This window comes from Pseudoxanthomonas koreensis (assembly GCF_010093225.1).
Taxonomy (GTDB): domain Bacteria; phylum Pseudomonadota; class Gammaproteobacteria; order Xanthomonadales; family Xanthomonadaceae; genus Pseudoxanthomonas; species Pseudoxanthomonas koreensis.
Genome location: NZ_PDWM01000062.1, coordinates 1 through 11,817, shown reverse-complemented (window position 1 = coordinate 11,817; position 11,817 = coordinate 1). Strand labels below are relative to the sequence as shown.

12 protein-coding genes are annotated in these 11,817 nt (G+C 68.7%); 6 read left to right on the top strand and 6 right to left on the bottom strand.

From position 1 onward, the window contains the following. Positions 1-821: 821 nt before the first annotated feature. The gene (locus CSC64_RS13400) at positions 822-2,078 is read right to left on the bottom strand and encodes a patatin-like phospholipase family protein (protein WP_162435834.1); all 1,257 of its coding nucleotides are present in this window, start codon (positions 2,076-2,078) and stop codon (positions 822-824) included. A 273-nt stretch (positions 2,079-2,351) separates the two neighbouring features. Between CSC64_RS13400 and CSC64_RS13395 the strand changes: the two genes are divergently transcribed. Together CSC64_RS13395 and CSC64_RS13390 are read left to right on the top strand one after the other, a co-directional pair. Next, on the top strand, positions 2,352-3,596 hold the full coding sequence (locus tag CSC64_RS13395) for a beta-ketoacyl-[acyl-carrier-protein] synthase family protein (protein ID WP_162435833.1): 1,245 nt from the start codon (positions 2,352-2,354) through the stop codon (positions 3,594-3,596). 17 nt (positions 3,597-3,613) lie between these two features. Continuing rightward, entirely contained in the window at positions 3,614-4,534 is a 921-nt protein-coding gene (locus CSC64_RS13390; RefSeq protein WP_162435832.1) for a crotonase/enoyl-CoA hydratase family protein, read from the top strand. A gap of 4 nt (positions 4,535-4,538) precedes the next feature. On the opposite strand, the gene CSC64_RS13385 is transcribed toward CSC64_RS13390, so the two are convergent. After that, the gene (locus CSC64_RS13385; RefSeq protein WP_162435831.1) at positions 4,539-6,683 is read right to left on the bottom strand and encodes an ATP-binding protein; all 2,145 of its coding nucleotides are present in this window, start codon (positions 6,681-6,683) and stop codon (positions 4,539-4,541) included. A 99-nt stretch (positions 6,684-6,782) separates the two neighbouring features. Between CSC64_RS13385 and CSC64_RS13380 the strand changes: the two genes are divergently transcribed. Further along, positions 6,783-7,016: an acyl carrier protein gene (locus CSC64_RS13380; protein WP_162435830.1), complete on the top strand. Its 234-nt coding sequence runs from the start codon at positions 6,783-6,785 to the stop codon at positions 7,014-7,016. A gap of 117 nt (positions 7,017-7,133) precedes the next feature. After that, a complete protein-coding gene (locus CSC64_RS13375; protein WP_162435829.1) occupies positions 7,134-7,607 on the top strand; it encodes a DUF6491 family protein in 474 nt (157 codons plus the stop codon). A 13-nt stretch (positions 7,608-7,620) separates the two neighbouring features. Here CSC64_RS13375 and CSC64_RS13370 read toward each other — a convergent pair whose 3' ends face one another. Then, the gene (locus CSC64_RS13370; RefSeq protein ID WP_162435828.1) at positions 7,621-7,965 is read right to left on the bottom strand and encodes a RidA family protein; all 345 of its coding nucleotides are present in this window, start codon (positions 7,963-7,965) and stop codon (positions 7,621-7,623) included. Between the two features lie 168 nt (positions 7,966-8,133). Between CSC64_RS13370 and CSC64_RS13365 the strand changes: the two genes are divergently transcribed. Both CSC64_RS13365 and CSC64_RS13360 read left to right on the top strand, forming a co-directional pair. After that, on the top strand, positions 8,134-9,252 hold the full coding sequence (locus tag CSC64_RS13365) for a transglutaminase domain-containing protein (protein WP_162435827.1): 1,119 nt from the start codon (positions 8,134-8,136) through the stop codon (positions 9,250-9,252). Between the two features lie 9 nt (positions 9,253-9,261). Further along, entirely contained in the window at positions 9,262-9,492 is a 231-nt protein-coding gene (locus CSC64_RS13360; RefSeq protein WP_162435826.1) for an RNA-binding S4 domain-containing protein, read from the top strand. Between the two features lie 11 nt (positions 9,493-9,503). Here the strand turns inward: CSC64_RS13360 and CSC64_RS13355 are convergent, their stop codons facing one another. The 3 genes from CSC64_RS13355 to CSC64_RS13345 all read right to left on the bottom strand — a co-directional run bounded on the left by CSC64_RS13355 (position 9,504) and on the right by CSC64_RS13345 (position 11,591). Continuing rightward, the gene (locus CSC64_RS13355; RefSeq protein WP_162435825.1) at positions 9,504-9,767 is read right to left on the bottom strand and encodes a DksA/TraR family C4-type zinc finger protein; all 264 of its coding nucleotides are present in this window, start codon (positions 9,765-9,767) and stop codon (positions 9,504-9,506) included. 161 nt (positions 9,768-9,928) lie between these two features. After that, a complete protein-coding gene (locus CSC64_RS13350) occupies positions 9,929-11,086 on the bottom strand; it encodes an NAD-dependent epimerase/dehydratase family protein (protein ID WP_162435824.1) in 1,158 nt (385 codons plus the stop codon). 169 nt (positions 11,087-11,255) lie between these two features. After that, on the bottom strand, positions 11,256-11,591 hold the full coding sequence (locus CSC64_RS13345) for a zinc ribbon domain-containing protein YjdM (protein ID WP_162435823.1): 336 nt from the start codon (positions 11,589-11,591) through the stop codon (positions 11,256-11,258). Positions 11,592-11,817: the final 226 nt, after the last annotated feature.

The window sequence follows — 11,817 nt, the reverse complement described above, 5'->3', positions numbered from 1 at the left end:
AACGAGGAGCGACCCAAGAAGGCAATCGGCGGGCTCACCCCGGAAGCCTATGCCAAAACCCTGACCATCTCGGATACCCTAACCGCGGACTCCAAAGCCGACCGCTACTGAAAGCGGGGGGACGTCGCGAGTGACGTCCGCGCACCGCTTATCTGGAATCTTTCCAAGCAATTGATTTCTAGAGATCTGGTCGGAGGGGCGCGCCAAGGTAACGGCATGTGTCACGGTAAGGGATCGGATGACAGAGTTATGGGGGGCACCGACAGCCTGTTTTCAAGAACCCCGAAGTCTTTATGCTGCACGACCTCTGCAGGACCTGGGCTGGGCTGCCTTTGCAAGGGAGCAGTGATTACTTGTAGCGGCCGCTTCGGCCTCGCTGGCCACGCCCATTGCGAATCAATAGGTGGCGCGAACTTTGCAATTGGTCGCCAACCCAAACGTTTGACTGGGGGCATCAAAGAGTGCGCTGCCATGGACACTCAACTAAAGTTGTTACTTGCTCGTTCTGGAGTTCATCTTGTAGGAAATCGCACCATTAGTTGGCGGGGCGTAACAGGAATACTTGTTTCGGCTACAGCCACCAGCGCAGGCAGTTCCGGAGCCGCCGGACATTTCGCATAATGCACATTATGTATCTCTCCGGGGCGGCCCCGGGCGATACGACCTAAGTGTCTGAAATTTCTGCGGTTTATCCGGCCTTTTCTGAGGGTTGGGTTTCCGTTGATGGCGCTAATACGTGGATATTGTCAGCCGCTTTCGCAGGTGGACAGGTTCGTCCTCTACCTGCGCAGCATGGGACGCAGTGCCGCGACGGCGCGCCCCTAGCGCTCCGCCTCCCCAATCAACCCCGGCGGCGCCGTCCGCCAGGCCGCATCCTCCTGGGCCTCCCGGTAACCCAGCTCGTAAAGCCGCCGCATCTCTACCGGGTCGAAATCCGCCGGATCCGGCAGTTCGACCTGTTCGTCCACCGTCACCCAGCGGAACTCGGCGCCGGTGCGGCTTGCAAAAGAATGCTCCCGGATCAGGTCGCCGATGATCCCCGCGCGCGCCGAGACTTCGAACGAACGCATCGCGATGCCGCCGAGCGAGCGAGCGGTCGGGCTTGGCGGTGGGCGCAGCTGGCCGTTGTGGATGATGTAGAGCTGCTCTAGCGCGCGGCCACGCGGCTGATTGGCGACCAGGGCCGACGGGTCGAAGGCGCCCACATGCAGGAACACGTTGGCGCCGACGAACCCATCGACATGCATCTCGTCGTAGCGCACGCCGCCGGCCTCCACCTCGAACAGCACCGGCGGGAACGCCACCGGCATCGACGATGACGCCAGCATGATCCGACGGAACAGTGCCAACGCTTCGGCATCGCCGTGCTCGGCGATCCGCCCCATGTTCCAGATCGCGAAACGGCGCGAATCCAGCTCCGCGGTGCCCATGTAGAGGCGGCGCCCGCGGCGGTGCTCGGCGGCAATGCGTGCAAGCAGCGCCGCATCCACGTGCCTGGCGATCAGCGTCGCCAGCGGCCCGGTATCGGCCATCGAATCGCGGCGCAGGATCGCCATCACCGCCGAGCCCGCGTCGAACACGTCCTCGTTGCGCGTGGTCGTGTAGAAATCCTTCAGCGCGTCGTCTTCGACCGGACCCAGGAACACGAACGGCGCCATCAGCGCGCCGGTGGAAACTCCGGTGACGATCTTGAACAGCGGCCGCGTGCCACGTGCGGTCCAGCCCTTCATGAAGCCGGCCCCGAACGCACCGTTCGCACCACCGCCGGAAAGCGCCAGGTACGGGTAGCGGATCGTGCCGTCCGCTCCGACCGGGAAATCGTCCGGCGATTCCTGCTGCAGCGAGCGGCTGAAATCCTCCGCCAGCGCGTCGTCCGGCTCCCCTGCCCAGCCGCGCACGTCGGGCATGCCCGGGATCGTGGCCTCGTGCGCCTGGCCGACCGGCACCGGGCTGCGTGGAAGCGTTGCGCAGCCGGCCAGGGTCGCGGCCAGGAACAGCCCGGTGATGGCGCTGCCATGGCGATGCACCGAAGAGAAAGTGCGTGGAATAAAGTTGTTTTTATTCAATTGCTTGACCATCTTTCATGATGTATTTTATCGGAACGGCCCGGTTGCCTCCGCAGACGATTCCGCAGTTCCGCGCCAGTGCAGTGCCAAGCCGCCCCATTCCCCCGGCCCGCGCCCGCGTCCCCGCGCTGGCCCCTCCGCCGCGCAAATTCCGTGGCGGGCACCCACTACAGCCGCCGTTCAGTGATAACGTCAAAGCCCCTCCCCCATACAGCAAGCTGACCAGCTGAGCAAACTGGCACCAAGGACGGTCTGGTGCGCCGGCCGGAAGCTCCGGCCAAATCCATGCCACGACGCCGTGTCGCCATCACCGGGCTCGGCCTGATCTCCCCGATCGGGCTCGATGTCCAGCAGAACCTGCATTCCCTGCGCAACGCCAGCTCGGGCATCCGCCTGGTGCAGGGACCGCCGATCCGCAAGGAATTCGCCGCCGGCGCCGTGCCGCAGCGCTTCGAAGAACACTTCACCAAGCTGGAGCTCCCGTTCCTGGACCGCTGCCAGCAGCTGGCGATCCTCGGCGCCCGCCAGGCCTCGGACGCGGCGGGCATCGCCGATTACGCGGCCTACGGCCAGCGCGCCGGGGTGTACTACAGCAACATCAACGGCGGCACCGCCACGATCATGGACTGGTTCGACAGCCTGCTGCTCAAGGGCAAGCAGGCCTCGCGTCCGTTCACGGCGATGGCGATCATGGGCAACGCAGGCGGCGCCCAGGTCGCGATCCGGCAGCAGGTGCTCGGCCCGGTGCTGTCGTACAACAGCGCCTGCGCGTCCTCGGGCATCGCCATCGGCGAGGCCGCGCGCGCCATTGCCGACGGCTACATCGATGTTGCCCTGGCCGGCGGCGCGGAAGCGCCGCTGACCGCCGGGGTGCTGGGCATCTTCGAAGGCTCGCGGGCGATGTCCAGCCCCGATCCGGAAGATCCGGCGCGCACCTGCAAGCCCTTTTCCGCCAGCCGCTCGGGCCTGGTCCTGGGCGAAGGCTCGGCCTGGATGGTGCTGGAGAGCGAAGAAGCCGCGCTGGCCCGCGGCGCGCGCATCCATGCCTTCGTTTCCGGTTACGGCGTGTCCTGCGATGCGCACCACATCGGCATGCCCGAATCGGGCGGCCAGGTGCGTGCACTGGAAACAGCGCTGGCAAGCGCCGGCCTCGAAGCGCACCAGATCGGCTACATCAACGCCCACGCCACCGCGACCCACGGCGGCGACATGATCGAATCGGCCGCCATCCGCCAGGTGTTCGGCGCCGGCGACGATGCGCCTTGGGTCAGCTCGACCAAGGCGGTGCACGGCCACCTGATCGGCGCCACCAGCTCGCTTGAGCTGGCGTTGACCGTGCTGGCCATGCAGGACGCCCTGCTCCCCGCCAGCGCACACATGGGCGAGGCCGATCCTCGCTGCGAACTCCACCACGTCGGCGCTACCCCCGTCGCCGGCGTCCCGTACCACCACGCGTTGAGTTTTTCGTGCGGTTTCGGCGGCACCAACGCCGCATTGATCGTTTCACTCCCTGCCGTACCACCGTCCTGATCCAAGGAGAGCAAGTCATGAATGCTGCAACCCCCGTAATCGCAGCCCCCGCATCCAGCCGCCCGGCCACCGGCCGCGTCCGCACCCAGATGCGGCAGCTGGCGCGCCAGACCGCCTGGCTGACCGTCGGCGCCAACGCGGCCACCGGCGTGCACAACTTCACCCCCGAACTGCTGGCCGACTTCAAGCGCACCCTCAACGACCTCAAGCAGTGGAACGACGAACTGCGCGCGGTGGATGCCGAGGGCCCGGGCTACGCGGTGATCCAGTCCAGCGACCCGGTCTACTTCAGCCAGGGCGGCGACCTGTCGTTCTTCCTGTCGTGCATCGACCGCCGCGACGCGCGCCAGCTGCGCGACTACTCGCTGTCGTGCCTGGACGCGCTGCTGAGCTGGTCCAGCGACTTCAAGCAGGACATGACCACGATCTCGCTGGTGCAGGGCCGCGCCCTGGGCGGCGGCTTCGAGATGGCGCTGAGCTCGGACTACATCATCGCCGAGGAGCACAGCTCGTTCGGCTTCCCGGAGATCATGTTCGGGCTGTTCCCCTGCACCGGCGCCATGGGCCTGGTGACCTCGCGCAGCAACGCCTTCGTGGCCGAGCGGCTGATGACCCAGAAGAAGGTCTACAGCGCCCGCCAGCTGCTGGAGATGGGCCTGGTGGACGAGGTCTGCGCCACCGGCGAGGGCGAGATGGCGGTGGAGAAGTTCATCGAGCAGCATGCGAAGCGGCGCAAGGCGCGGCTGAAGATCCAGCAGAGCCGGCACCGCCACAGCGCGCTGAACTACGAGGAAGGCCTGCAGGTGGTCGAGGACTGGGTGGAAACGGCCATGTGCCTGGACCAGGACGAGATCCGCTCGCTGGAGATGCTGATCCTGATGCAGGAAGGCGAACGTCCGCGCGCGCCGGCCAGCAGCAGCGACCGGATGGTGGCCTGACCGCTCAGCGGCCGGCAGCCTTCGCCGGTCCCCTCGCCCGCCGCTCGCGGTCCACCGCGAGCCGGGTGTTGCGGCTGGTTGCGCCCAGCTCCTGCTGCCAGCGCGCAGGGTCGATGGCCAGGGTGTCGGCGGGCATGGTCATCAGCCGGTCGGCCAGCGCCGCCAGGCGCACGCCGCCGATGTTCAGGGCCACGCCCTTGATCGCATGCGCCAGGCGATGCACCTGGCCGATGTCCTGCGCGGCGATCGCCGGCAGGATCTGCCGTTCCAGCTTTTCGATGTCGGCCAGGCCGTCGCCCAGCACCTGGCAGACGAACTCGTCGCTGTCCTTGATCTCGCGCAGCATTTCGATGACATCGGGCGAGAAGTACTCCACCGGCACCGCGGCCAGCTCGGCGGTCCGGCGCGGTGAAGGCACCGCCGCCGGGGGCGAGGTCGCCACTCGCCGGGTGGCCTGTCCGGGGAAGACCTGGAGCATCGCCTCGCGGATCCGGGCGAAGGTCACCGGCTTGTTGATCACCCCTGCCCCGCCCACTTCCTCCAGCTTTCGCCGGGTCAGCGGCGTGGCGTCGGCGGTGACGAAGAACACCGGCGCCGGGTCGACCCGGCCGAACTGGTAGGTCTGGAACACCGTGGCTCCGTCCACGTCGTCCATGTTGTAGTCGAGGAAGACCACGTCGAACGCGTGCGCGGCCAGTTCGGCCAGCGCGTCGCGGCCGCCGTCCACGGCGGTGACCTGGTGGCCGTCCTTGAGCAGCATCTCGCGCAGCAGCTCCAGGTTGGTCTGGTTGTCGTCGGCGATGAGCACGCGCTTGCCGGTGACCACCTCGATCGTGGTCGTGGCCGCGGGCTCGGCCTCGATGCCGGCCACCGAACGGTCCACCGGCAGCTCCAGCACGAAATGGAAGCTGCTGCCCTCGCCCGGCGCGCTGTCCACTTGCAGGTGCCCGCCCATGCGGCTGACCAGCTCGCGCGCGATCGTGGTGCCCAGGCCGGTGCCGCCGCGGCTCTTCTGGGTGCCGGCGGACACCTGGAAGAACGGATCGAAGATCCGCGCCTGGAACTCCTCGGCGATGCCGATGCCGGTGTCGACCACGGCGAAGCGCAGCCGGTAGCGGTCGCCGGCATCGTCGAGCAGGCGTGCCTCCAGGGTCACCGAGCCGCGGTCGGTGAACTTGACCGCGTTGCCGGCCAGGTTGGTCAGCACCGCGACCAGGTTGTCGTGGTGGCCGAGCACCGGCAGGCGGATCGCCGGGTCCAGTTCCAGGCGCGCCTGCACCGGCTTGCCGGCGGCGATGCTCTCCAGCGACTGGAACGCGCTGGCCATGGCCCGGGCTATGGTGAATGGCGCCGCCGGCTCGTCGCGGCGCAGGTGGCCGCGCACCTCGATCTTCGACAGGTCCAGCAGCTGCCGGATCTCCGCGTCCAGCGCGTTGGACAGGTGCAGGATCGAATGCGCGCGGGCCACGGTGGCAGGCTCGGCCGATTCCACCTCCAGCAGCTGCGCCGCCGCGGAGATGCCGGTGAGCGGCGTGCGCAACTCATGGCTCACCTTGGCCAGCAGCTGCGACTTGGCCCGGCTCTCGTGTTCGGCCAGGGCGCGGGCGTTCTGGATGCGCGCGATCAGGAACGAGGCGTACAGCGGCACCAGCGCCAGCAGCACCATGTGCGACAGCGCGAACAGCACGTGCTGCCGCCACACCGGCGAGGTCAGCGCCACCAGGGTGAAGCCGACCAGCGACATCACCTGGCACACGTGCATCGGCACCGCGCCGACGCGGAAGCCGAAGCCGAGCACGGTGAACAGGTAGAACGCCACGAACAGCACCGACGATTCGCCGGCGACGAACAGCCAGGCCGAATAGAACAGCGGGTCCACCACCGCGGTGATCATCACCACGTCGCGGTGCGTCAGCGGCGCCGGCCTGGCGGAGAAGCGCCGGGCCACCGCGGTATAGACCACGTACGCGGCGGCCACGCCCAGCGGCAGCAGGGAGCTGGAACCGGGCTCGTACGGGCCGAACAGGTGGATGCCGACCATCACCGCGGCAATCACCAGGCCGATGCGCACGCGGAAGTCCGCCTGTGCCAGCACGTTGCGGGCCAGTTCCTCCTGCGCAGTCTCCATCGGCATCGACTGACCCGGCATGCTTTCCGTCACCGCCCTGTTGGTGGTACGCAGGCTATGCAAGAATCAGGCCACCAACTGCACGATTCGCAAGGCCACGCAATGGACAAGAACAGCATCATGAGCCGCCTCGGCGCCATCCTCCACGAGCGGTTCGACGTGGATCCTGCGGCGGTGTCGCCGGATACCCGGCTGTCCGAACTGGGGGTCGATTCTATGCTGTCGGCCGACATGATGCTCGACATCGAGGACGCCCTGGGATTCACCTTCAAGAACATGGACCTGCCGCGGGACCCCACCCTGCAGGACGTGGTCGACCTGATCCACGCCAACCTGGTGCAGGCCGGCTCCTGAGCCCGGCTCCCGGCACCGGGTTCACGCCTGGATAACCGCCGGCGTTCAAGGGTGGCTCCGGAACCGCCAGAGCAGGCGGCACCCGGTCCAGGTACGGGCCAGCGACGGAGTGAAGCCATGAAATGGATACCGCTGGCCCTGCTGGGTGCGCTGCTGGCCGGAGGGTGCGCCCATTCCGGGCCCACCCTCTCCCCGGCCGAACGGCTCGAGCTGTACAGCGCGCACGCGGGTCCGCCGGGGGCCAGCTTCCCCATCGGCCGCGTCGCCGGCGCCAACCGCTGGACGCCCCTGGGCGACCAGGCCCTGGCGATCTGGGACACGCCCCGCCGCGGCCACCTGCTGGAATTCCGCAGCCGCTGCACCGGCCTGCCCATCGCCAGTTCGATCACCATCAGCAACTCGATGGGCATGGTCAATCCACGGACCGACAGCGTGCAGCCGCGCGCGGCCAACGGCTCGGCGATTTCCCAGCCGTGCCGGATCGGCAGCGCCCGGCCGCTGGACGGCAACGCCATCACCGAGGCCAAGCGCGAACTGCGCGAGGCCAGCGTGATCGAGCGCGAGCCCGGCGTGGTGCCCGAGGAGGAGTAGCTGGCTGCGCGCCTCAGACTGCCGCAGTCACCACAATCTCGACCTTCCACTCCGGCCGCGCCAGCGCGGCCTGCACGGTCGCCCGCGGCGGCGCGTGGCCGGCGGCGACCCATTCGTCCCAGGCCTTGTTCATGCCGGCGAAGTCGTCGATGTCGGCCAGGAAGATCTGCGCGCGCAGGATCCGGGTCTTGTCGCTGCCGGCCTGGGCCAGCAGTGCGTCGATCGCTTCCAGCGCCTGGCGGGTCTGGCCCTCGATGCCCTGGTCCATGTCCTCGGGCACCTGGCCCGCCAGATAGGCCACGCCGTTGTACACGGCCAGTTCGGACATGCGCGGGCCGACTTCGAAACGCTGGATCATGCGGGGCTCCTCCCGGTGGTACGGGCGCGGTTGCGCCTGCTGCGACGCAGCATACCCGCTCGTCCAGCGGATGCGCAGCGGACCCGATCCATCGTAACGGCCGCAGGCCGGAACGCCAGAGGAAGGCATACACTGGCAAGACGCTGAAGGCCCCGGGAGGGATCAGTCATGCGTGCCCTGACCCTGATCGCGGCGCTGGCCCTGGGGTCCTCCCCCGTCCCGGCTCCCGCCACCGTCGTCGTCGAACCGGCACCCGCGATGCCGCTGCAGCAGGACGAGGTGATGGCGTTGCCGCCCGGGTTGCGCGAGGAAGTGTGGCGACGGGTGGTCGCACCCGACCGCTCGCCCGACCGGCGCCTGCAGCGGCTCGTCGATTTCGTGTTCGGCGACGAGGGGCTGCAGTTGCAGTACGACGGCACGATGACCCGCACCGTCGCCGAGGTCCATCGCGATCGCCGGGGCAACTGCCTGTCCTTCGCCCTGCTCTTCGTCGCCCTGGCCCGCGAGGCCGGGCTGGAAGCGCAGGTGCAGGAAGTCGGCGAGGTGCTGGCCTGGTACCAGGACCAGGGCGTGATCTACAACTCCGGCCACGTCAACACCGGCGTGCGCACCGGCGGGCAGTGGCGGGTGGTGGAAGTGGACAGCAACATCATCGCCACGCGCGACCGCCCGCGCGGCATCGACGATCGCCGCGCCATGGCCCATTTCCACAACAACCGCGGCGTCGAACGGATGGCCGCCGGCGACCTGGCTGCGGCGCGGGCGCTGCTGCAAGCGGCGATGGCCGCCGCCCCCGGCTTCGTGCCCGCATGGAACAACTACGGCGTGCTGCTCACCCGCGAAGGCGACTGGCATGGCGCCGAACGCGCCTATCTGCGCGCGCTCGCCACCGACCCCGGGCACACGGCGACCCTGAGCAACCTGGTCACGCTGTACGAGCGCAACGCCGATCCGCGCCGGGTCGTCTACGCACGCAAGCTGGACCGGATCCGCAAATCCGATCCGTTCCACCAGTTCCGCCTTGCCCTGCAATGCGAGAACGAAGGCGACTTCGACTGTGCGATCAACCGCTACCGGCGTGCGATCAGGCTGCAGTCCGGGCAGCACCAGTTCCACTTCGGCCTGGCCCGCGCATACTTGCTCCATGGCGACCTGGCCCGCGCCCAGCGCGAGCTCGACCGTGCGCTCGCGCTGGGCGACACGGATCCGGTCCGCGACACCTACCGGCGCAAGCTGGAACACCTGCAACGCTGGCGCGAGCAGGCTTCCAGCCAGGCCAGGCACTGAGGACGATGCATGGGCGAGCGCGTGCGGTTCGAACTTGAAGGCGAATTCGTCGAACTCAACCAGCTGCTGAAGCTGGTGGGGCTGTGCGACAGCGGCGGCGCCGGCAAGGCACTGGTCGCCGCCGGCGAAGTCAGGGTCGACGGCGCGGTGGAGCTGCGCAAGACCTGCAAGATCCGCGGCGGCCAGCGGGTGGAATGCGCGGGCGTGGTGATCGAGGTGGTGCCGGGCGGCAGCGGCTGACGCTTCCCGGATCAGCGCAGCTGGCTGTCCTTGCTGCCGCGGCGGTTGTAGCCGCTGAAGGAGGCCTCCTGGTCGTGCGCTTCCTGGCAGGGAACGCACAGGCGCACGCCGGGCATGGCGCGGCGCCGGGCCGGCGGGATCGGCGCATCGCACTCTTCGCAGCGCTCCAGGCCCGGGCCCTGCGGCAACTGGCGGCGCGCACGCTCCACCGCGTCCTTGACCGTCGCGTCGATCTGCTCGTTGACCGCGCCATCGCCTGCCCAGCCGGTTGCCATGACCTGTTCCTCGCTGCCTGTCCTGCCCAGGCAGCGTGCACGCGCCCGGGTGAACGGAAGCGGAAACGGCGGGCGACACCGGAATGGTCGTGCTTCCCGGTGGTGCTGACCGGTCCAGCTGCCGGCATGCCCCAGGACACGTGGTCCGGATGCACCCGTGCTCAGCGCGCCGCAGCCGCTTCCGGCAGCGCGTGCCAGGCCGTGAGCAGTTCGGCCTCGCGCTCGCGGCTGATGCCGGCGCGCAGCTTGGCCTGGCGTTCGGCCGGCAGGCCGCCGAACCATTCCAGCGTTTCGGCGATGGTTGTGGCCAACGGGCGGAAGGTGAGTCCGGCGGCCAGCGCACGGGCATTGCTGACCTGGCCGTAGCCCGCGTAGGGGCCTTCGCCACGCGGGACCCAGATCGGCAGCCCGACTTCCTGCTTGTCCAGGAACTCCGGGGACACGTGGGTGAAGCTGGCCTGGCTGCCGCTGACCTCGCGCGAGGCCTGTAGCATCGCGCCCATCAGCAGCGGATCGCGCGGCCCGACCGCGTTGAAGGTGCCGAAGCTGCGCGCCTCGGCCAGGCGGATCATCCATTCGCCCAGGTCGCGGCCGTCGATGACCTGGATCGGATCCTTGCCGTCGCCGGGCACCAGCACTTCCCCGCCCTGCGCCACGCGGTGCGGCCAGTAGGTGAAGCGGTCGGTCTCGTCGCGCGGGCCGACGATGTAGCCCGGGCGGACGATGGTCACCGCCTTGCCGAACTGCCTGCGCGCCTCGGCCTCGCTCAGCGCCTTGAGTGGCCCGTACAGGTTCTCCACGTCGGCCATCAGCGTCTGCTGGGTCTCGGCCATCGCGTCCGGGCCCTTGTAGGCGGCCAGCGGCGCATCCTCGTCGATACCCGGGCGGCTGCCATCGGCGTACACCGAGATCGTCGAGATGAACAGGTAGTGTTGGATATTACCGGCCAGGACCTTGCCGGCATCGCGTACCCAGAACGGCAGGCTGGTCGGGTTGTCGATGCACACGTCCCACTTGCGCCCCTGCAGCGCGGACAGGTCGCCGGTGTTGCGGTCGCCATGCAGCTGCTCGACTTCGCCCGACCACTCCGGCGACGGCCGCTTGCCGCGGTTGAACAGCGTCACCTGGTGGCCACGGGCCAGCGCGTAGGCGACCTGGAACGGTCCGGTGAAGCCGGTGCCGCCGAGGATGAGGATCTTCAGCGGGCGCGTGGCCCGCGCCACCGGCGCGGTGCCGGCGGCCAGCGCCAGCGACGGGAACGCCGCGGCGGCCGCGGCCAGGGCGCCGATCCGGAACAGGTCACGACGGGTGCTGCGCATGCGGCTTCTCCTCCATGTGCCGGGCGCATGGCCTCCAGCGGGCCGCGTCCCTTGGCCTGCGATAGATAGCACCGGCCCGGCGCATGCGCCCATGACGGAAGTCGGGGGGCGTACCGGCACCCTGCCGCGGCCGGCGCCGCGCCCCGGCGGACGGGGCGTTGCGCGGACCTCAGGCCTTGCGCAGGAAGATCGTCTTCAGGACCAGGCCCTTGATCTTCTCGGAGTTGCCTTCGATGTGCTCCGGGTCGCCGTCGACCAGGCGGATGTTGCGGATCACCGTGCCCTGCTTGAGCGGGATCGAGGAGCCCTTCACCTTGAGGTCCTTGATCACCACCACAGTGTCGCCGGCGGACAGCACGTTGCCGTTGCTGTCGCGCACGGGCGTACCCTCCTCCGCACCCGTGTCCTCGCCCCACTCGTGCCCGCAGTCCGGGCAGATCCACAGCACGCCGTCAGCGTAGGTGTTGTCGAGCCCGCATTGCGGGCAGTCGGGAGGCGTGGTCATGGCAGCAGCTCGATGCGATGGGGGCGCCCATTGTAACGGCGTCCCGCGATGCGCACTCCTGGTGCGACGTCGCGCCGGAGAACCGGTCGCCGGCTTTCCCGACGTCCCCCCGCTTTCAGTAGCGGTCGGCTTTGGAGTCCGCGGTTAGGGTATCCGAGATGGTCAGGGTTTTGGCATAGGCTTCCGGGGTGAGCCCGCCGATTGCCTTCTTGGGTCGCTCCTCGTT

What these genes read in the sequence shown, in the direction of transcription:
- CSC64_RS13400 (WP_162435834.1), bottom strand. Translation starts at nt 2,078, where the DNA reads ATGGTCAAGCAATTGAATAAAAACAACTTTATTCCACGCACTTTCTCT.
- CSC64_RS13395 (WP_162435833.1), top strand. Translation starts at nt 2,352, where the DNA reads ATGCCACGACGCCGTGTCGCCATCACCGGGCTCGGCCTGATCTCCCCG.
- CSC64_RS13390 (WP_162435832.1), top strand. Translation starts at nt 3,614, where the DNA reads ATGAATGCTGCAACCCCCGTAATCGCAGCCCCCGCATCCAGCCGCCCG.
- CSC64_RS13385 (WP_162435831.1), bottom strand. Translation starts at nt 6,683, where the DNA reads ATGCCGGGTCAGTCGATGCCGATGGAGACTGCGCAGGAGGAACTGGCC.
- CSC64_RS13380 (WP_162435830.1), top strand. Translation starts at nt 6,783, where the DNA reads ATGAGCCGCCTCGGCGCCATCCTCCACGAGCGGTTCGACGTGGATCCT.
- CSC64_RS13375 (WP_162435829.1), top strand. Translation starts at nt 7,134, where the DNA reads ATGAAATGGATACCGCTGGCCCTGCTGGGTGCGCTGCTGGCCGGAGGG.
- CSC64_RS13370 (WP_162435828.1), bottom strand. Translation starts at nt 7,965, where the DNA reads ATGATCCAGCGTTTCGAAGTCGGCCCGCGCATGTCCGAACTGGCCGTG.
- CSC64_RS13365 (WP_162435827.1), top strand. Translation starts at nt 8,134, where the DNA reads ATGCGTGCCCTGACCCTGATCGCGGCGCTGGCCCTGGGGTCCTCCCCC.
- CSC64_RS13360 (WP_162435826.1), top strand. Translation starts at nt 9,262, where the DNA reads ATGGGCGAGCGCGTGCGGTTCGAACTTGAAGGCGAATTCGTCGAACTC.
- CSC64_RS13355 (WP_162435825.1), bottom strand. Translation starts at nt 9,767, where the DNA reads ATGGCAACCGGCTGGGCAGGCGATGGCGCGGTCAACGAGCAGATCGAC.
- CSC64_RS13350 (WP_162435824.1), bottom strand. Translation starts at nt 11,086, where the DNA reads ATGCGCAGCACCCGTCGTGACCTGTTCCGGATCGGCGCCCTGGCCGCG.
- CSC64_RS13345 (WP_162435823.1), bottom strand. Translation starts at nt 11,591, where the DNA reads ATGACCACGCCTCCCGACTGCCCGCAATGCGGGCTCGACAACACCTAC.